Source organism: Clostridium sp. YIM B02506 (assembly GCF_022324845.1).
Lineage (GTDB): Bacteria > Bacillota > Clostridia > Clostridiales > Clostridiaceae > Clostridium_T > Clostridium_T intestinale.
In genome coordinates this window covers 1-20,034 of the sequence record NZ_JAKGTG010000027.1, presented here as the reverse complement: position 1 = coordinate 20,034, position 20,034 = coordinate 1, and the positions used below count along the sequence as shown (strand labels likewise).

General features: G+C 31.7%; 16 protein-coding genes, 1 pseudogene and 1 riboswitch. Of the genes and pseudogenes, 14 read left to right on the top strand and 3 right to left on the bottom strand.

Annotation, left to right across the window (positions count from 1 at the left end):
- The first annotated feature begins 6 nt into the window (after positions 1-6).
- Both L1S49_RS17435 and L1S49_RS17430 read left to right on the top strand, forming a co-directional pair.
- Positions 7-225 (top strand): hypothetical protein, encoded by a 219-nt coding sequence (locus tag L1S49_RS17435; protein WP_238906681.1) that lies wholly within the window; start codon positions 7-9, stop codon positions 223-225.
- Positions 226-241: 16 nt separating this feature from the next.
- Positions 242-1,402 (top strand): ArsA family ATPase, encoded by a 1,161-nt coding sequence (locus L1S49_RS17430; protein WP_238906680.1) that lies wholly within the window; start codon positions 242-244, stop codon positions 1,400-1,402.
- 39 nt (positions 1,403-1,441) lie between these two features.
- On the opposite strand, the gene L1S49_RS17425 is transcribed toward L1S49_RS17430, so the two are convergent.
- Positions 1,442-1,882 carry an Lrp/AsnC family transcriptional regulator gene (locus L1S49_RS17425; RefSeq protein WP_073017019.1) on the bottom strand — a complete coding sequence of 147 codons (441 nt, stop codon included), beginning with the start codon at positions 1,880-1,882 and terminating at the stop codon, positions 1,442-1,444.
- Positions 1,883-2,186: 304 nt separating this feature from the next.
- Here L1S49_RS17425 and L1S49_RS17420 point away from each other — a divergent pair, with 304 nt between their 5' ends.
- From L1S49_RS17420 to L1S49_RS17410, 3 genes are all read left to right on the top strand, one after another.
- Positions 2,187-3,608 carry an aspartate ammonia-lyase gene (locus L1S49_RS17420; RefSeq protein WP_238906679.1) on the top strand — a complete coding sequence of 474 codons (1,422 nt, stop codon included), beginning with the start codon at positions 2,187-2,189 and terminating at the stop codon, positions 3,606-3,608.
- A 101-nt stretch (positions 3,609-3,709) separates the two neighbouring features.
- Entirely contained in the window at positions 3,710-5,143 is a 1,434-nt protein-coding gene (locus tag L1S49_RS17415; protein ID WP_238906678.1) for an amino acid permease, read from the top strand.
- An 88-nt stretch (positions 5,144-5,231) separates the two neighbouring features.
- Positions 5,232-5,822, top strand: a complete 591-nt coding sequence (locus L1S49_RS17410) for a GNAT family protein (protein ID WP_238906677.1) — start codon at positions 5,232-5,234, stop codon at positions 5,820-5,822.
- Between the two features lie 71 nt (positions 5,823-5,893).
- Here the strand turns inward: L1S49_RS17410 and L1S49_RS17405 are convergent, their stop codons facing one another.
- Both L1S49_RS17405 and L1S49_RS17400 read right to left on the bottom strand, forming a co-directional pair.
- Positions 5,894-6,763, bottom strand: a complete 870-nt coding sequence (locus L1S49_RS17405) for a metallophosphoesterase (protein ID WP_238906676.1) — start codon at positions 6,761-6,763, stop codon at positions 5,894-5,896.
- 21 nt (positions 6,764-6,784) lie between these two features.
- Positions 6,785-7,327: a hypothetical protein gene (locus tag L1S49_RS17400; RefSeq protein ID WP_175550850.1), complete on the bottom strand. Its 543-nt coding sequence runs from the start codon at positions 7,325-7,327 to the stop codon at positions 6,785-6,787.
- 138 nt (positions 7,328-7,465) lie between these two features.
- A riboswitch (M-box (ykoK) riboswitch) is annotated at positions 7,466-7,626 on the top strand.
- Between the two features lie 367 nt (positions 7,627-7,993).
- Between L1S49_RS17400 and mgtA the strand changes: the two genes are divergently transcribed.
- The 9 genes and pseudogenes from mgtA (at position 7,994) to L1S49_RS17355 (ending at position 19,979) form a co-directional block, all read left to right on the top strand.
- Entirely contained in the window at positions 7,994-10,639 is a 2,646-nt protein-coding gene (mgtA, locus tag L1S49_RS17395) for a magnesium-translocating P-type ATPase (protein WP_238906675.1), read from the top strand.
- 110 nt (positions 10,640-10,749) lie between these two features.
- Entirely contained in the window at positions 10,750-12,300 is a 1,551-nt protein-coding gene (locus tag L1S49_RS17390; protein ID WP_238906674.1) for a sensor histidine kinase, read from the top strand.
- A 16-nt stretch (positions 12,301-12,316) separates the two neighbouring features.
- Complete coding sequence (locus tag L1S49_RS17385) at positions 12,317-13,003, top strand: response regulator (protein WP_181603189.1); 687 nt, start codon at positions 12,317-12,319, stop codon at positions 13,001-13,003.
- Between the two features lie 318 nt (positions 13,004-13,321).
- On the top strand, positions 13,322-14,752 hold the full coding sequence (locus tag L1S49_RS17380) for a flavocytochrome c (protein ID WP_238906673.1): 1,431 nt from the start codon (positions 13,322-13,324) through the stop codon (positions 14,750-14,752).
- A gap of 32 nt (positions 14,753-14,784) precedes the next feature.
- Positions 14,785-15,123 carry an FMN-binding protein gene (locus tag L1S49_RS17375; RefSeq protein WP_238906672.1) on the top strand — a complete coding sequence of 113 codons (339 nt, stop codon included), beginning with the start codon at positions 14,785-14,787 and terminating at the stop codon, positions 15,121-15,123.
- A 173-nt stretch (positions 15,124-15,296) separates the two neighbouring features.
- Positions 15,297-15,869, top strand: coding sequence for a CatB-related O-acetyltransferase (locus L1S49_RS23290; RefSeq protein WP_275299625.1), 573 nt, complete (start codon positions 15,297-15,299; stop codon positions 15,867-15,869).
- 60 nt (positions 15,870-15,929) lie between these two features.
- Positions 15,930-16,457 (top strand): CDP-alcohol phosphatidyltransferase family protein, encoded by a 528-nt coding sequence (locus L1S49_RS17365; RefSeq protein WP_238906671.1) that lies wholly within the window; start codon positions 15,930-15,932, stop codon positions 16,455-16,457.
- A gap of 90 nt (positions 16,458-16,547) precedes the next feature.
- A pseudogene (locus L1S49_RS17360) lies at positions 16,548-16,670 on the top strand (helix-turn-helix transcriptional regulator); the annotation flags it as partial.
- Between the two features lie 255 nt (positions 16,671-16,925).
- On the top strand, positions 16,926-19,979 hold the full coding sequence (locus L1S49_RS17355) for a SpaA isopeptide-forming pilin-related protein (RefSeq protein WP_238906670.1): 3,054 nt from the start codon (positions 16,926-16,928) through the stop codon (positions 19,977-19,979).
- The last annotated feature ends 55 nt before the right edge of the window (positions 19,980-20,034 follow it).

The window sequence follows — 20,034 nt, the reverse complement described above, 5'->3', positions numbered from 1 at the left end:
GATTTTATGAATAAGGAATTTATTAAAAAAATTATAAAAGCAGAAACTTTAAGATATGAAGCCATAAAGGAGATACTTCCAGATAAGGTAAGAAAAAGAGTGGATGATATTGAAAAAGAAGCATTAAGTTTAATAAAAGATATAGCAATATATATGATACAAGAAGAAAAAGATGAGAAAGAAGATAAAAAAATAACAAAAAAAGTAGAGGTTGATTTTTCATAAAGGTGGAGGGAAAGTTATGAGAGTAATATTATATACTGGTAAAGGTGGAGTAGGAAAGACAAGTATAGCATCAGCTACTGCTTGCAAAATAGCAGAGGAAGGGAAGAAGGTACTTATCATGAGTACAGACCAAGCTCATAGTTTAGGTGATTCTTTTGATGTTAAGCTTTCTAATGAGCCTATAAAGGTAAGTGAAAATCTTTATGCTATGGAGATTGACTCGATTATAGAAAATGAAAGAGTTTGGGGAAATATAAAAGGTTATATTGAAAAATTAATGATGTTAAAATCAGATAAGACTATAGAAACAGAGGAATTATTAGTATTTCCAGGTTTTGAGGAACTTTTATCTTTAATAAAAATTAAGGAAGTATACGATGAAGGAGTATATGATGTTTTAATTGTTGACTGTGCGCCAACAGGGGAAACCATGTCCTTATTAAAGTTTCCAGACTTATTTAAATGGTGGATGGAAAAGTTTTTCCCCATAAAAAGAAAAGCAGCTAAGTTTGTTAGACCTGTAGTGGAGGCAACGGTTAAAATTCCTTTGCCAGATGATAAGGTGTTTGACGATATAGATAAACTTTATCAGAAGATTGATGAACTTCATAAACTTATGCTTAACAAAGATGTAGTAGGTATTAGAATAGTTACAACTCCAGAAAAGATAGTGGTTAAAGAAGCAAAAAGGAGTTTTTCATATCTTCATTTGTTTGATTACAACGTAGATGGAATATTTATAAACAGGATTTTTTCAAAGGAATCTCTTGAAGGTTATTTTGAGAAATGGGCTAATATACAAAAAAATACCATTAAAGATATCGAAGAGAGTTTTAAAGGAATACCAATATTTAAGCTTGAACTTATGAATCATGAGCTGAGAAAATATACACATTTAAAAGAAGCTGGAGATAAGCTTTATGGAGATTTAGATCCAAGCAAGGTTTTATTTAATGAAAAGATATTTGATGTAAAAAGTGAAGACGGAAACTATATTCTTGAAATAAAAATGCCTTTTATAGATAAAAATGAAATTAAACTATCTCAAAATGAGGATGAAATCATAATATCTATAAAAAATGAAAGAAGAGGTTTTGTACTTCCAACTAAACTTCAATCTAAAGAAATCAGCACAGCTAGATATGATGATGGAAAACTTAATATATATTTTTCTTAAAATAAAGCCTCGCAGTAATTTGCGAGGCTTTTTATGAGTTTAATTCATTTCTATTTGAATTCCTCTATGATCAACTGGGGTAGAGAATACTATTTGAGTTTCAGTATTTCCAAATCTCTGTATTTCATTAATAAAACCGTCAAGTTCTTCAGTAGTGTGAAAGGAAACCTTTATAAGCATAGAGAACTTTCCTGTAACACAATTACATTCAAGAACATTAGGACAGGCGGCTATAAAAGGATAAAACTCAGGTTTTTGCTTTGGGCTAACTTCAAGATTTATAAAAGCTTTAATATTGTAGCCAAGTTTAGGTAGATTAACTTGAGCGGAATAGCCCTTAATTATTCCAGCTTCCTCAAGTTTTAGTATACGAGAAGAGACTGCGGGCGTTGATAAGAACACTTCTTTAGCCAAATATTTAAGGGAATATCGAGCATTTTCTTGAAGAAGTTTAATAAGTTTTAAATCTATTTCATCCATAATAATAGGCACCTCTTTTTAGATTTATTTAAAAATTCCTCTATAGTTAATATAATAAAGTTTAAGGGGTAATGATACAAGCTTTTTGAATATTTTAGATTAAAAATATTAAGTTTAAGAGCTAATCTTAAAAAAATCCCCTTAATAAAATTAATTAAAGTATGATAAAAAATATTTTTAATTAAGTTAGCTATGCATTTTTTCACCTTTTTTAAGTAAATGCTTTTTAAAGATTTACATGAGTAGAAAATAATGATAATCTCGCTATTGTATTAATAAATAAAATAAAAGCGAGGGTATTTATATGGAGACTAGAATAGAATTTGATTCAATAGGAGATATGCATGTACCGATAGAAGCTTATTATGGTGTACAAACTTTAAGAGCAAAAAACAATTTTCATATTACAAATAGAACAATCCATCCAGAGCTTATAATAAGCCTAGCTGAAATAAAAAAGGCGGCGGCTATTACAAATATAGATATAAATAAATTAAATAGAAAAGTTGGAGCAGCTATTATACAAGCTTGCAATGAAATTATTTCAGGAAGACTTCATGATGAGTTTATAGTAGATCCAATACAAGGAGGAGCAGGAACCTCTGCAAATATGAATGCAAATGAAGTTATAGCTAATAGAGCTATTGAAATACTAGGCGGAAAAAAGGGAGACTATAGTTTAGTTCATCCTAATGACCATGTAAATATGGCTCAATCAACTAACGACGTGTTTCCAACAGCAGGTAAACTAGTAATTATAAAAATGTTAGTTAATGCAGTTTATGAACTTGAACGTTTATATGAAGTTTTAGAAGAAAAATCTATAGAATTTAATGATGTTATTAAGATGGGACGTACTCAACTTCAAGATGCAGTTCCCATAAGACTTGGGCAATCTTTTCATGCTTTTGCATCTGTTATTAAAAGAGATATAAACAGATTAAGTAGAGTTCAAGAAGAGATGTTAACTGTAAATATGGGTGCAACAGCTATAGGAACTTCAATTAATGTAAGTTTAGATTATTTAAAAAATATCACTTTAAATCTTAAAAAGGTTACAGGGTTAAATCTAACTCAAGCAGAGGACTTAATAGATGGAACTCAAAATCTTGATGGTTTTGTAAGTGTATCTGGAGTATTAAAAACCTGTGCAGTTAATTTATCTAAAATGGCAAATGATTTAAGACTTTTATCAAGTGGCCCTAAAACAGGACTAGGAGAAATTAATCTTCCATCAATGCAAAATGGATCATCTATAATGCCAGGAAAGATAAATCCAGTTATTCCAGAAGTAGTTTCTCAAGTAGCCTTTAATATTATGGGAAATGATTTTACTATAACCATGGCAGCAGAAGCAGGACAATTAGAACTAAATGCTTTTGAACCAGTATTATTTTATAATTTATTCGAATCAATAGAAACTTTGAGAAATGCAACAAAAACTTTTGTTGATAATTGTATCCTAGGAATTACAGCTAATAAAGAAAGATGTGCACAACTTGTAAATGATAGTGTAGGAATAGTCACTGTACTTTGTCCTTATATAGGTTATAAAAAATCAGCAGATATAGCTAAAGAAGCTTTAAAAACAGGAATATCTGTAAAAGAAATTATATTAAGAGAAGGTATTTTAAGTATAAGAGAATTAAATGAAATATTAGATCCAGTTTCAATGACAGAGATTGATAGGAAAGATCCTGTTAAGATAAACAGCCTTGCAATATAGTTTTTTATAAGGTATAGATACGTCTATGCCTTATTTTTTCGTTTATATTAAAGATTTTTAGGAATACTAAGATATAAACAAACTTAAATGGAGGGCAAAATATGGAGAGTAAACATAAAGGATTGTCTGCTTGGCAGTTAACTATGATGGCATTAGGAACAGTAATAGGAGGATCTTTTTTTCTTGGGTCTTCTGTAGCTATTCATGCAGCTGGGCCATCTATATTAATAGCGTATATATTAGGAGGAATATTAGTTTATTTTATATTGTTTGCAATGTCAGAAATGACTGTAGCAAATCCAGATTCAGGCTCATTTAGAACTTTTGCAGCTAATATTTTTGGAGAAGGTGTGGGGTTTGTTGTAGGATGGGTATATTGGACGGGAATGGTTTTAGCTATATCCAGTGAGGCAACAGCAGTATCTATTTTGGTTAGGGAATGGTTTCCTAATGTTTCTATTTCTTTGCTTGGAGGAATCATAATAGTTGGAGTTACATTACTTAATTTATTAGGTGCAGATAAACTAAGTAAGCTAGAAAGTGGATTAGCAGCTATAAAAGTATTAGCTATAATTTCTTTTATATTTGTAGCTTTTTTATTAATAGTAGGAATAATATCAGGAGGCGGAGCGGTTGGAGTTGGCGAATTAAGTAGAGAGGAATTTATGCCGGGAGGAATAAAAGGTCTTGCAGGAAGTATGCTTATAGTTATGTTTTCTTATGCAGGTTTTGAAATAATAGGATTAGCTGCATCAGAAGCTAGAGATCCAAGGAAAACAATACCTAGAGCAATAACTTATACAGTGTTGTGCCTTGTAGGATTTTATGTAATTTCAATAGGAGTTCTTCTTCCATTAGTTCCAACTGCGGAGTTAAGTGAAAGTATAAGTCCTATGGTTGTAGCACTAAATAGATGGGGAATAAGCTGGGCTGGAACTGTTCTTAACTTGGTTTTAATTACAGCTATATTATCAACTATGCTTGCAGCTATGTTTGGACTTGGAAGAATGATAAGATCTTTAGCAGATGAGGGTCATGCACCTAAATGGCTAAAGGATAATAAGGATGTGCCTCATAGAGGAATTCTGTTTTCAGGTCTTGGGATGTTGATAGGATTAGGTTTAGGTATGTTACTTCCTAGAGTTTATTTATTTCTAATAAGTGCTGGAGGATTTGCACTTCTATTTACTTATGCTGTAATAATGGCTACTCATATAAGATTTCGTAAGAAAAATGGATGTCCCCCAGAAGGGAAATGTCAGATGCCAGGCTATCCATATACATCATGGATAGGACTTATAAGCATGATTATAATTATCCTAAGTATGCCATTTATATCAGGGCAAGGATTGGGTCTTATAGCAGGACTTTTTATGGTAGGAGTATACTCAGTTGCCTATATGGTATTAAGATATAGCAGAGCAAGGGGAAGCGTTCATAAACTTATAAAAAACAATTATAAAACTAATCTATCAACTGAGTTTTCAGATGAAATATCAGAAAAAGAAGTAGGGACAAATGAGGAGGAAAATTGAGCAAAAACTATTCTGAATCATTAATGATGTTGATTAAACTCACTTAAAATATTTATAATTTAAGTAAATAGATTTAAGGAGAAAAAAGATGTTAAATATGAGAAATTTTTTAGAGTTAAATGGAAATATAGTTTATCTAAAAAAATTAGATAAAGAATATATAGAAGAATATTGGGACAATTTTAAAAATACTAGTATTGAAACAATGATTTTTACTGGAAGTGCTCAAGCTTTTAATAAAACAGAAATAGAGAATTACATTAATAGAGTAGCAGCTGATAGTGATAGAGTAGATTTTTTGATATTCTCAAAGCAAGATAATAAGATAGTAGGGGAAGTAGTAATTAATGAAGTTGATAGAAATAATAGATGTGGGAATATAAGAGTCCTTATAAATAGGAAAGAAGATTTTAGTAAAGGTTATGGTACAGAAGCTATGATTTTAGCTTTAAACTATGGATTTGGAATGTTTAATCTTCATAGAATTGAACTTGAAGCTTATCCTTTTAATAATAGAGCTATTCATGTTTATGAAAAGATAGGATTTAAAAGAGAAGGTTTAAGAAGAGATGGGGCGTATTATAATCATAAATATTATGATATGATCACAATGAGTTTTCTTGAAAATGAATTTAGAGAAAGATATTTAAAAACTTTAGATTTAGAAGACTTTATTTAAAACTATCTATAAAAATGGACTAAAAACTAGATTAATAGCTAGTTTTTAGTCCATTTGTTTTTAGTTAAAAACTATTTCTTTATTTCAAACTCATCTATCTGTTTGCCTTTTGATGTTATTGCAGAAACTTTGATAGAGTATTCATCAATATCAACAACTAAAAAATGATATACTGCTACAGGAGCTACGACTATTCCTTTTTTACTTTTATATTTATTACGTAACTTCTCACCACCACCACCTGAGATTATCTGTGGTACTTTATTTTGATAAGTAAAACCACCTTCACTAAAAGAGCTGTCTATGACTCTTCTAGAATAGTTATGCTCATGACCTGAAAATACTATGTCTATATTACATTTATCAACTATATCCCAAAACTCATTTCTATCTTCAGGATATAAATCAAGTGAGTGACCTAGATGGGCCCCAGTAGGAAAGGCTGGGGAATGAATAAAAACAAGTTTATTTTTACTTGGTACAGAGGCCATGGATTTAAACCAATTAAGTTGTACCTTATCTATTTTATGAAGAGCAGAGGGGTGGAAGGAATTTAGAATTATTAATCTTGTATCATCAAAATCGACACAATAAACAGTATTGTTGTATCCATTTAAAGCATAAGTTGGAGTCAAATTTCTATAAAATTGATCGAGAACTTGTTCAAATCTATCATCCTCTGGTTCAATATTAACTTCATGATTACCTATAACGGGGAATAAAGATTTGTTTGGATGATATTTTGATATTATATCTCTAAAATCCATAAGTTGAATGGCTAGTGTTTCCTCTTTACTACCTCCAGCCACACTATCTCCGCATACTAGTATAAACTCAGGAGAGGGATACAATTTAGAACTTTCTTTCATAAGTGAATGTAGAACTTTTTTGTTTATACCATTTTCTTTACCTTTAGAATCTCCAAAAACTATGAATCTCATATTTTCTCCTCTTTTACTTAATTACTTATGATGGTTAATCCAATCATTATAGAGTTTAGGATTAAAAACTTTAACATGATTTAAGAATTCATCTCTGTAGCCCAAATCATTTAAACCACTTAGAATCAATTTAGGATAGGTACTTTCTTTAACCATAGCCCTAGCAGTATCAATAAGCCGAATATCTTCAGAAGGAGTTAGAAAAATATGAAATAATGCAGAGTCTAAGCGTGAATAGCCAACTTTTTCCATGGCCTCATATAATTCAATAAGTTTATTTGAAATGTCAGGAGTAAGGGGGTTAGAACTTAGATATTTATCGAGTTCTATGCCATCTATATATTCTCTTATTATATATCTATTGCCGTACTCATAAAGTATTGGAAAATGTTCGTCCTTTTGTCCCATTACTAAAGTATATAGTTCAGCAGTGCAGATTTTCTTGCTTTTAAAGATCTTTATACATTTTTTAGAATCTATTTTATATACCTTACCTTGAGTGCCTTCGCCTAAAAAAATAAGTTCATTTATGTTTAATCCAGAATAAATTTTAATAACAATCACCTAATTAATGTATTAGTATTACTACCAATATATGTATTGTTGCTATTTTTGACTTACCAAATTCTATATAAAAACCAGTATTTTTTTATTTAAGGTTGACAAACTAAGGAATAAAACATATTATGAAAGTGGAAATTAAATAAGCCTCGGTAGGTGAGGTTACTACAAGGATACGGATTGCTGCCGTAAAAGGATGGAAACATTCTGAACTGGTTAGCAGGTTTTACCGAACAAAGAAGGTTTAATCTAACGCAATTTCATTGCCTTGCAGAGCCAAAACTTGAACGAGAAAGTTATTATGGTAGCTTCGTCACGTTTAAGTTTGGCGAGGTTTTTTTATTTTTACTAAATTAAATTTTCGGAGGTGAAGAAGAATGGATATTTATAGTAGTAGTGACAGTGATGGCGGGGGTGCTTATTATAGAAAAAAACGGACAACTTCAGAATTAAATTTAAATTATTCGTTTCTTAACTTCGATTTAAAAAAGATTGTGAAAATATCCTAAGGATTTCTATAAAAACATTTCTATAAAGCTAATCGCTGCTTCTCAGGCTAATATAAATTTCAAAAATCGTAATACTAAATAAATACAGACAGTTAGGTTAAAAATAATATTGTTTTAACCTGTATTAAGTGCTGTCATTTTTAAGGAGGAGGAGTGAATTATGCTAAAAAGAAAGAATTTTGATATAAATAAAAATGAAAAAGAAATAAAAAATAGAGTTTATGAAAATAGTGCTATAAGCATAAAAGAACTATATGATAAACTACAAACAAATATTTCTGGATTAGAAGAGCAGGAAGTATTAAATAGAAGAGAAGAGTACGGTCTTAATAAAATTTCCAAAGATAAACCTAAAGCTTGGTATAAACATTTATTTGAGGCGATTATAAATCCATTTATTTTGGTTCTTATTTCTTTAGCTGTAGTATCATTTATAACTGATATAGTAATGGCACCAAAGGAAGAAAAAAGCTATATAACAATAGTAATAATTACAACTATGATAACTATCAGTGTACTTTTGCAGTTTTTTCAAGAACTTAAATCCTCAAATGATGTAGAAAAACTAAAAGGTTTAGTTACAACTACAACTGCTGTAAAAAGAAAGGAAAAGGGAGTAAATGAATTAAATATAATAGACCTTGTTCCAGGTGATATAGTTCATCTAGCTGCCGGAGATATGATACCTGCGGATTTAAGGATAATAAGTTGTAAAGACTTATTTATAAGTCAATCTTCACTTACAGGTGAATCTGAACCTATAGAAAAATTTCAAGAATTAAAGAAAGATATAAGAGATGTTAATATATTTGATTTAGATAATATTTGTTTGCTTGGAACTAATATAATTAGTGGAAGTGCGGTAGCTGTAGTAATTGCTACTGGTGATGAAACTTATTTTGGATCTATGGCATCATCTTTTACAGAGGATAAAAAGATAACAAGCTTTGAAAAAGGTGTAAAAAGCGTAAGTTCTCTTCTTATAAAGTTTATGTTTGTTATGGTTCCTATAGTATTTGTTGTTAATGGTGTAACAAAAGGAGATTGGCTTGAGGCCCTTCTTTTTGCAATATCAATTGCTGTTGGTTTAACTCCTGAAATGCTTCCAATGATAGTAACTACAAATCTTGCAAAAGGTGCTGTAGTTATGGCAAAAAGAAAAACTGTTGTTAAAAAACTTGATGCAATCCAAAACTTTGGGGCAATGGATATTCTTTGTACAGATAAGACAGGTACATTAACACTTGATAAAATAATTGTTGAAAAACATTTAAATATTCATGGGGAAGAAGATATAAGAGTTTTAAAACATGCATATTTAAATAGTTTCTATCAAACAGGATTAAGAAACTTGATGGATATTGCAATACTTGAACATGGAGAAGAGAATGGGTTAATAGCTTTTAAAGAAAATTATGAGAGAGTAGATGAAATTCCTTTTGATTTTGTAAGAAGGAGAATGTCAGTAGTTTTAAAAGATAAAGAAGAAAAAAGACAGCTTATAACAAAAGGAGCTGTGGAGGAAATGCTTTCAATCTGTAGCTTTGCAGAGTATAAGGGTGAGGTTGTAAATCTTACGGATGAGATTAAGAAAAAGATATTAAAAACAGTAGAAAATCTAAACAAAGAAGGTATGAGAGTAATTGGGGTTGCTCAAAAAAACAATATACCTGATGAAAACAACTTTAGTGTAAAAGATGAATCTAACATGGTTTTAATGGGATATATAGCATTTTTAGATCCTCCTAAGGAATCTGCAAAAGATGCAATAAAAGCCCTTCATGAAAATGGAGTAGAGGTAAAAGTGTTAACTGGTGATAATGATGCAGTTACAGTGAAAGTATGTAAAGAAGTTGGTATTGATGTTAGTAATGTTCTTCTTGGAAATGAAATAGATGATATGGAGGATGATGAACTAACAAAAGATATAGAAACTACAAATGTTTTAGCGAAGTTATCTCCTATACAAAAATCAAGAATAATAAGATTGCTTCAAGAAAAGGGTCATGTTGTTGGATTTATGGGTGATGGTATAAATGATTCCCCAGCTCTTCGTCAATCAGATGTTGGTATATCTGTTGATACAGCAGTAGATATAGCTAAAGAATCAGCTGATATTATCTTACTTGAAAAAAGTTTGATGGTACTAGAAGAAGGAGTAATTGAAGGAAGAAAAGTTTTTGGAAATATAATGAAATATATAAAGATTACTGCAAGTTCTAATTTTGGAAATGTATTTAGTGTACTTGCTGCAAGTATATTTTTACCTTTCCTTCCTATGCTTCCAATACAACTTTTAATTCAAAACTTACTTTATGATGTTTCACAGATATTCATTCCATGGGATAATATGGACAAAGAATATTTAATGAAACCTAAGAAGTGGAATGCAGATGATATAGGTAAATTCATGGTTTATATAGGACCTATAAGTTCAATATTTGATATAATAACATTTTTATTGATGTGGTATGTGTTTAAAGCTAATAGTGATGCTACACAAGGTTTATTCCAATCTGGATGGTTTATTGTTGGATTGATATCTCAGATATTGATTGTTCATATTATAAGAACCAAGAAAGTTCCTTTTATAGAGAGCAGAGCATCTATGCCAGTTGTAGTTTTAAGTTTAGTTATCGTGATATTAGGAATAAGTGTACCATTTATAGGTTTTGGAGAAGCCATAGGTTTAGAGGCATTACCTATGAATTACTTCTTTTGGATAACATTTATATTATTGATGTATTGTGTTGTTGTTCAGATGGCCAAAAAGATGTATATCAAAAAGTTTAATAAATGGATTTAAGTAAGATAGACAAGTCAAATGAGGCTTGTCTATTCTCATTTACCAAAGAAAAAATGCATTAGGAAAATCTCTGTGATATAATTAAGAAAAAAAGCAGAAGAAGAGGAATTATGAAATTACAAAATAAGATAACTACCATGGTTATGATAATAATTATTTCTGTTGTATCTTTAGCTACCTTTATATCAGTACTTGAGATTAATAGAAAAATAAGAGAAAAAGTTGAAAATGGACTCATGGACATGGCGATAACGTTGTCAAAAAGTCCTGTACTAATTGATAATGTTGGAGAGCTAGGTGGAGAGTTAATAATAAATCCCTACGTAAATAATATCAGAGAAGAAGCGGGGGTTACTTTTATAACTGTCACTGATATGAATAGAGTGAGGTATTCTCATCCACATATTGAAAAAGTAGGTGGGCAGTTTTCAAATAGCACTATAGATAGAGCAATAAAGTATGGTGAAGTTTATGCTGATGAAGGAATTGGAACAATGGGAGCAACAGTTAAGGCTTTTTCGCCAATATTTAGAGAAGGTAGGCAAGTAGGAGTTGTTTGTGTAGGTACATTAAAGGTAAATATATTTGATGAATACATACAATTTTCAAAAAACCTTCTTCCATTTATAATACTTGTTGCTTTATTTGGGTTGTTTCTTGCTGAGTTTGTTGCTGTAAGTATAAAGAAAACAATATTTGGTTTAGAACCAGAAGAAATATCTCTGTTATTAAAGGAAAGAGAAGTAACTTTAAATAATATAACTGATGGAATCATCGCAGTAAATAAAGATGGTACAATATCATTAATCAATAATAAGGCTATGAAAATATTAGAGGTTCATCAAGATATCAAAAATATGAGTGTAGATAATTTAGATAATAATATAGGAAATACTTTGAGAAAGTTATTAGATAAGGAAGAATCCATATTAAATCTAGAACAAACACTAAATAATAACACGAAAATTATAAGTAACTATTCAATAGTTAAAGACAACGAAACAACTGTAGGCGCAATTGTTTCATTTAAAAATATGATAGATGTAGAGGAGCTTGTTGAAGAACTTCAAGTTATTAAAAAGCTTAATTGGGATTTAAGAGCTCAAAATCATGAGTTTATGAATAAACTTCATACTATTTTAGGGTTAATACACTTAGAAGCCTATGATGATGCAAAAGAATATATACTTAAAACCAGCAAAAAGCGAAATGAGGTAATGCTTGTTTTAGATAACATAAAAGATAAATCCATATCAGCCTTATTATTAGCAAAGTATAATAGAGCTGCTGAGGCGAAAATTGATATGGCGATTGATAAAGAAAGTAATTATGAAAATGTTGATAATCCTATAGGTCAAGATAAAATAGGATGTATAATAGGAAATCTAGTAGAAAACTCAATTGAGGCTCTTAAAGGAATAAAGAATGGTAAAATATACTTTTCAATAATTCAAAAGGATAAGTTAAAGATAACGGTTAAAAATAACGGGCCTAAGATTGAGGATGAGGATTTTGAAAAGATATTTAAAGCTGGGTTTAGTACGAAAGGTGAAAATAGAGGATTAGGTTTATTTAACGTAATCAATATAATAGAAAATGCTAATGGGAAAATATATGTTGAATCAGATGAAGAAGAAACTGTGTGGCATGTAGAGTTATGAAGGGAGAAATGTTAATATGATAAAAATAATGATTGTTGAAGATGACCCTATGGTTAGAAAGATAAACGAAAATTATTCAAATCAATTTGAAAGTATGAATATTGTTTCTTCAGTTTCAGATATAGAGGAAGCAAAAGAATATCTCTTGAAAAACGAAGTGGATTTAATACTTTTAGATGTTTTTCTACCTTCAGGAAATGGACTAGATTTTCTAAAGTGGATTAGAGGAAATGAAATTTCTTCAGATGTAATATTAATAACGGCAGAAAACAAAATAAATTCTATAAACGAGGCCTTTAGGTATGGGGTTATGGATTATTTAGTTAAACCCTTTACTTTTGAAAGATTTGAAGAAGCAATGAAAAAATACCTTGTAAGATATAAGGATATAGGCTGTTCTGATAGAATAGGACAAGAGTATATAGATAAATACATAACAGGAATAAATCTTAATAAAGATAAAAAAGAATCAAAAGAAAAGGTACTTATAAGAGGATTAAATATAGATACCTATAACCAAATTAAAGATCATATTGATAGTTTAGATGACAGCAATACAGCGGAAGTAATTGCAGATGGAGTTGGCCTCGCAAGGGTTACAGTTAGAAGATATTTAGACTACATGGTTAAAGAGGGAGAACTAAAACTTATTAGGGTTTATGGAAAAGTTGGAAGACCAATACATCTTTATAAAAAGAAATAATAGAAGAAACTGTAATATCAATAATTATTTAAAGTTAATATTACAGTTTTTTTATATCCCAGTATTAACTTTCATAGTACTTTTGATAAAACATAAAAGGCCCATCATAATGTGCATCAAAAAGTATATCAAAGAGGCCCATCAGAAGGTATATCAAGAGGCCCAACATAAACATAAAGAAGAAATTGATATTTGATGGTTCAAGTAAAAATATCAGACCAAAAAGATTAAAAAGATTAAAAAGACCTTAAGATTGAGTTTTTTTTAACAATCAAATAGTATGTATTTGGTGGTAAAAATAATGCGGAGGTAATGAATATGAATAAGAAAAAAATAGTTATCGCGTTAAGTCTTGTAGTAATGTCTATGGCTACAATGATGGGATGTGGAGCAAAAACAAAATCAAAATCAGAAAGTGCTGACCTTGTAATAATAGGTGCAGGTGGAGCAGGACTAGCAGCAGCAGTACAGGCAAAGGAAGAGGGCGTAGAAAAAATAGTCGTTCTTGAAAAAATGCCTATGGTTGGAGGAAACACAAATAAAGCAACTGGTGGTATGAATGCAGCAGAGTCTACACCTCAAAAAGCAGCTGGTATAAAAGATAGCATACAAACTATGATAGATGACACAATGAAGGGTGGAAAGAACCTTAATGACCCTGAATTGGTTAAAAAGTTAGCAAATGAAGCTAAAGACGGAGTAGACTGGCTAATTGGGTTAGGCGCAGACTTAAACGAAGTTGCAAGAGCAGGTGGAGCTACTAATGACAGAATACATAGACCAGTAGGTGGAGCTGCTGTTGGAGCAACAATAGTTAAAACTTTAAAAACTGAAGCTGAAAAACAAGGAGTAGATATAAGAACTCTTAATGAAGCAACTGAAATAGTTAAAGATTCAGAAGGAAACATTTCAGGAGTTAAGGCTAAGGACAAAGAAGGAAAAGCGTATACAATAAACACTAAAGTTGTAGTAGTTGCAGCTGGTGGTTTTGGAGCTAACATGGAAATGATTACTGGGTACAAAGCTGAGTTAGAAGGTTTTGCTACTACAAATCATCCAGGAGCTACAGGTGATGGTATAAAATTAGTTGAGAGTCTTGGCGGTGCATTAAGAGATATGGAACAAATCCAAACTCACCCAACAGGAGTAGCTTCACAAGGGCTTCTTATTAGTGAAGGTGTTAGAGGTGATGGTGCAATATTAGTAAACAAAAGTGCAAAGAGATTCTATAATGAGTTAGATACAAGAGATAAAGTATCTAAAGCAGTTTTAGGACAAGAAGGTAAAGAAGCGTTTTTAGTTTTTGATGATAATGTTAAAGATGGATTACATGCAATTGAAGAGTATGTTGGAGCTGGAGTTGTAGTTGAAGGAAATTCTGTAGAAGATTTAGCTAGCAAAATAGGAGTAGATGGAGCTACATTAAAATCAACTATAGACGAATACAATACTTCAGTAGATACTCAAAATGATCCATTGGGAAGAACAAGTCTTTTAAAGAAATTAAATAAAGGTAAGTTCTATGCAATACAAATTACTCCAATAATACATCACACTATGGGTGGAGTTGTTATAAATACAAAGGCAGAAGTTCTAGATAGTAACGGAAAAGCAATAAAAGGATTATTTGCAGCTGGAGAAGTTACTGGAGGAGTACATGGAGCAAATAGACTTGGTGGAAACGCAGTAGCAGATATAATAGTATATGGTAGACAAGCTGGAAAAAGCGCAGCAGAATTAATTAAATAATAAGAATGTGGATTTAGGAGGAATAGATTATTATGAAAATAAAAGCATTGATACCAGTAGCAGTTTTAGCAGCAACTTTATTAGTAGGTTGTGGTGGATCAGATAAATATAAAGATGGAACATACAAGGGGACAAGTGATGGACTTAAAGGACCTATAGAAGTTGAAGTTAAAGTTGCAGATGGAAAGTTATCTGATATTGTTATCCTTGATAATAAAGAAACTGAAACAATATTTGAATCAATCAAAGAATATTTAATTCCAGATATGATTAAGAAAAATACATCAGATGTTGAGACAGTAAGTGGAGCAACAACATCTAGTAAAGCAGTTATTAAAGCTGTTGGAAGTGCTTTGGAAGAAGCAAAATAGTAGTTTTCATTTGAGTAATTCCCCGATTATTCAATAGATTTAAGGGCAAGTTTAGAAGTAGCAGCTAAACTTGCCCTAATTTTATAAAAAATTATTGTGGTAGAACATTAATTTGCTTGTTCATATAATATCAGTGGAATATATTGTAGTAAATTATATGGAGGAAAAAATTTATGGGTACAGATATAAATACAAGTTTTCCGGATAGATATATGTTATATGGAAGAGTTCATATGGGATTTGGAACCTATGGAACACCAATAGTTAGAACATGGGGAGAAAACACAACACTTGATATAGGGAAGTTTTCTTCTATAGCAGATGCAGTAACAATATTCTTAGGGGGAGAACACAGGAGTGATTGGGTTACAACTTATCCATTTAATGCGTTTTTAGATGAATATGCTTATATAACTGGGCATCCAAAAACAAAAGGAAATGTGATAATTGGAAATGATGTTTGGTTATGTCATGGTGCAACAATACTTTCTGGAGTTACTATAGGTGATGGAGCTGTTATAGGATGTAATTCTCTTGTAACAAGAGATGTACCTCCATATGGAGTAGTTGCAGGAAATCCAGGGAAGGTAGTTAAATATAGATTTGATGAGGCTACTATTAAAGAGTTACTTGAAATTAAATGGTGGGATTGGGATTTAGAAATAATAAAAAAATCAGTTCCATTACTAATGAATGAGGATATTAAAGCCTTTATAGAATATGCTAAGAAAATAGAATGTCCATAGTCGCCTTGAGTATCTTTTTATTATATAATTAAGTATAAATATGTATCAGGAGGCAGTTTCGTGAAAAATGTTGCAAACATTATATCTATAAGCAGAATAATATTGTTATTTGGATTATTTTTTACTTTCAATAATATTATAGTATTTATAAGCATTTACCTTATATGTGGATTTACTGATATTTTAGATGGGTATATCGCAAGGAAAACTAATACCCAAAGTGTATTAGGATCTAAATTAGATTCATTTGCAGATCTGATTCTTTTTTTAGTAATAACAACTTCTATAATCATATACTTAGGAGAAAAAATATTGGTTTTTATTCCAGGAGTTATTGTAACTTTTATAATTCGTATAATTAACATGGGGATAGTGGCATATAAATATCACTGTTTTGGAATTTTGCACACTTGGGGAAATAAACTTACAGGCCTCCTTCTTTTTGTAGCTCCATTATTTATTATGTTTAATAAAATTCAATTATTATGGATCATAGTTTTAGTTGCAGCTTTATCATCTATAGAGGAACTAATTATACACCTTACTTCTTCAAAACTTGAATTGGATAGAAAGAGTATATTTAAATAATAATTGCAACTAGAAGTTGTCAACTTTGTAAGCTTTATTTGGTAGAGGTTTGTATAAGACACTTATATAATTAAATAGAGGTGATTTTATATGAGTTTTAAAAATAAATTGCAAAATATTAGAAAAGAAAAAGGGTTATCACAAGAGAGTATAGCTGAAAGAATAGGTGTATCTAGACAAGCTGTTGCTAAGTGGGAAACAGGAGATTCCTATAGTAAAGGATATGAAGAAACCAACTCATGTTTACCTTGCTTGCAATAAGGTATAAACAGCTAAATAGCTTATAATACAGGCGTTTACTAATTTCATTAGGAAGATAGAAACGCTTTTTTCTGTCCCATGAAAGGAGTGATAATTACAATCAAATACCAAGAATATACTAATTTTTATTCAAATGGACGTTTCTGTAAAAGGAAGCGTCTTTTTTGTACCCAAAATTAAAAAAGAAAATAATGAAAGGAAACGAGTATGAAAACAAAATCAAAAATATCTCAAAAGGTAGTAAGTTTCGTTATGGTCTTAGTAACCTTATGCGGAACACTATTCTCAAATGCGATACCTGTTCATGCCAGTTCATTGAATTTAGATGAACTAACGCAATATTATTATACAGGTGTCAGTCCTAATACTGGTTATGCCATTACCCATAACGTATATGTACTAAAAATGGATGGCAAGAAAGTTTTCTGTATTGAATCAGGAATTATGGCTAATGCTGGCGAGGGTTTTGTTCCAGAATCCTATGTCAATGCAAAAAAAGATTTACTATCAAAAATTGCCTACTATGGTTACACCACTACAGGTCAAACCCATTATGATTATGTCGTAACCCAAGTCATGATATGGGAACAATTAGGCGACCAGTATGTTTCGTCTACAATTCCAAATTACCATCAGCGTAAAGCTGAAATCATGGCATTGGTAAATAGACATGATACCTTACCCTCATTTAACGGTCAGTCAGTATCTGTAACAGTTGGCGATAGTATCACATTGACCGATTCAAATGGTGTACTAAGTGATATGACTATGGAATCCAACAATACCAATGCAACAGCGAACCACAATGGAAACAGCTTGAAGATTACACCAAATGCCAATTCTAATGACGGTACTATCACATTCCGTAAAGCACCTCAAAATGAAGTCGGTACGTCGATTGTCTACAAGAAACCGCATGAACAGTCTATGGTTGAGTTCCACTTGGAAAGCTCAAAACAAGCTACAGTCAAGGTTGATGTGATTCATCTTGGTAATATCCAAGCCACAAAGATTGATGAAGAAACTGGCAAACTTTTACCAAATGCCAAATTGAAGTTTGAATACAACGGCACATCTAAAGAGATTGTAACGGATTCAAACGGCTTGGCTACTATCAATGATATTCCAGAGGGAACGACTGTGACTGTAACCGAAGTGACCGCTCCGAATGGCTATTTCAATAAAGGCGAAATCAAGAAAGTAGTTATCAAACCAAATACTACCGTGTCCGTGACCTTGAACAATAAAGAACAGCTTGGACAGGTGCTATTGACTAAGACTGGTAAAGAGTTCGGTTCTTCTATGTTAAACAAATACTACTCTTTACAGGGTGCGATTTATGACATTTACAAAGAAGATGGCACAAAGGTGTCTTCCATGACTACTGATGTCTATGGGAAAGCGACTTCTTCCCCATTAAAACTTGGTAAATACTATGCTTTGGAATCCAAAGCTCCAAGCGGTTATCTGCTAAACAAAAACAAGATTCCATTTGAATTAAAGTATGCAGGTCAAACCGTAGAAATCACGTCTGCTACGATTGCACAAGAAGAACAGGAACAAAAAGGAAATGCTACTTTAATCAAAGAGGATTCCAAAACCGGCTCAAAACCACAAGGCGGTGCGAAGTTAGATGGTGCAGTCTATGAATTACGTCGTACTTCTGATGATAAAGTGATGAAAGAAGTCACTATCAAAGATGGCAAAGCGACCGTCCAAGGTCTGTACCTTGATGATTACTACTGGATTGAAACCAAAGCTCCAGAGGGCTATTTGATTGATAAAGACAAACACTCCTTTACACTGAAATACGCAGGTCAAACCGTCGAAACAGCGGTTCATACTATTACCGTGAAAGAAACTGTGATTACTGGTGGCTTTGACCTTGTGAAGTTTGGAAACTACGACTGGAAAGGAAAATTAGGCAACCTATTAAATAAGAAAGAAATCAAACCACTGGAAAATGTAGAGTTTTCTGTGTCCAGTGATACCACTGGAAAGCTGGTTCAAAAAGGATTGACTGACAAAGAGGGGTATTTGAAATTTACAGATTTACCTTACGATACTTACACGGTCAAAGAAACCAAAACCCCAGAGGGATACGAACCTGCCAAAGATTTCAAAGTAACCATTCGTGAACAGAATGAAACCCATCACTATGCCATTGAAAATAAGGTTATTGAAGAAAAGCTGAAAGTCGTTAAGGTGGACGCTGAAACTGGTAAAACCATTCCACGAAGTGACGCTGGCTTCCAGATTAAGAGTATGCAAACTGGTAAATTAGTATCTATGCCAAAATTTAACGAAGATGGCGAAACAGATACATTCTTTACCAATGATGAGGGTTACTTAATTACTCCAGAAGCCTTGTCTTATGGCGATTATGAATTAATAGAAGTCCAAGCACCAGAGGGATATGTTTTAGCCAAAGAACCAGCTAAATTCAAAGTTGACGGTTCAAATAATGGGTTAATTGAAATCCGCTTTGAGGATAAATCCCAAAAAGGAATCGTGACCCTTGAAAAGACTGGACAGACACCGATTGATGTAACTGTGAAAGAATCCGATTACGGAAAAGTCCACGAGTTTGTCTATGAGTATAAACCAATCGCTGATGTTACCTATCGTATTGAAGCCGTTGAAGATATCAAAACCAATGATGGTACGGTTCGAGTGAAAAAAGGCGAAACAGTCGCTACCATTACCACTGATGAAAACGGCAAATGGCAATCGCCAGAATTATATCTTGGAAAATACCAAGCGATTGAAGTATCAGCTCCAAACGGTTTTATCTTAGATGATAGACCGATTCCATTTGAGTTGAAATATGCTGGACAATTAGTAGAGCTGACTTCTACTTCTATTACGGCAACCAATGATTTCCAATCTTTAGACATTCAGCTATTTAAAAATGAAGAATCTATTTCTAGCTGGAACAATAACCAGCCAGAAATTGAAGCTATCAAAGGAAATAACAAGGTCTTCGGTATTTTTACTCGTGAAGCTCAAAACGTATCCGAAACTATCCAAGTACCAGAAAATGCTTTGATTGCTTACCAAGCTGTTAAAGATGGGCAAGCAACCTTTGACTTGCAGTTACCACAAGGAAAATACTACTTAAAAGAGATTGACGCTGGTTCTTCCCATGTGGCTGATGATACCGAATATGACTTTGAATTTACAGCGGAAAACAAACCATGCGACGTTCCCTATCCATATCTATCAAGATACCGTAGCGTATGGTCAATGTCGTCAACTTAGCATAGTATAAATAATAAAATCACGCATAAATAAAAAAAATTAAGCTATTTACATT

Coding starts and splice junctions, on each gene's coding strand:
- L1S49_RS17390 (WP_238906674.1), top strand. CDS start 10,750: ATGAAATTACAAAATAAGATAACTACCATGGTTATGATAATAATTATT.
- L1S49_RS17380 (WP_238906673.1), top strand. CDS start 13,322: ATGAATAAGAAAAAAATAGTTATCGCGTTAAGTCTTGTAGTAATGTCT.
- L1S49_RS23290 (WP_275299625.1), top strand. CDS start 15,297: ATGGGTACAGATATAAATACAAGTTTTCCGGATAGATATATGTTATAT.
- mgtA (WP_238906675.1), top strand. CDS start 7,994: ATGCTAAAAAGAAAGAATTTTGATATAAATAAAAATGAAAAAGAAATA.
- L1S49_RS17425 (WP_073017019.1), bottom strand. CDS start 1,882: ATGGATGAAATAGATTTAAAACTTATTAAACTTCTTCAAGAAAATGCT.
- L1S49_RS17355 (WP_238906670.1), top strand. CDS start 16,926: ATGAAAACAAAATCAAAAATATCTCAAAAGGTAGTAAGTTTCGTTATG.
- L1S49_RS17405 (WP_238906676.1), bottom strand. CDS start 6,763: ATGAGATTCATAGTTTTTGGAGATTCTAAAGGTAAAGAAAATGGTATA.
- L1S49_RS17430 (WP_238906680.1), top strand. CDS start 242: ATGAGAGTAATATTATATACTGGTAAAGGTGGAGTAGGAAAGACAAGT.
- L1S49_RS17410 (WP_238906677.1), top strand. CDS start 5,232: ATGTTAAATATGAGAAATTTTTTAGAGTTAAATGGAAATATAGTTTAT.
- L1S49_RS17415 (WP_238906678.1), top strand. CDS start 3,710: ATGGAGAGTAAACATAAAGGATTGTCTGCTTGGCAGTTAACTATGATG.
- L1S49_RS17385 (WP_181603189.1), top strand. CDS start 12,317: ATGATAAAAATAATGATTGTTGAAGATGACCCTATGGTTAGAAAGATA.
- L1S49_RS17420 (WP_238906679.1), top strand. CDS start 2,187: ATGGAGACTAGAATAGAATTTGATTCAATAGGAGATATGCATGTACCG.
- L1S49_RS17375 (WP_238906672.1), top strand. CDS start 14,785: ATGAAAATAAAAGCATTGATACCAGTAGCAGTTTTAGCAGCAACTTTA.
- L1S49_RS17435 (WP_238906681.1), top strand. CDS start 7: ATGAATAAGGAATTTATTAAAAAAATTATAAAAGCAGAAACTTTAAGA.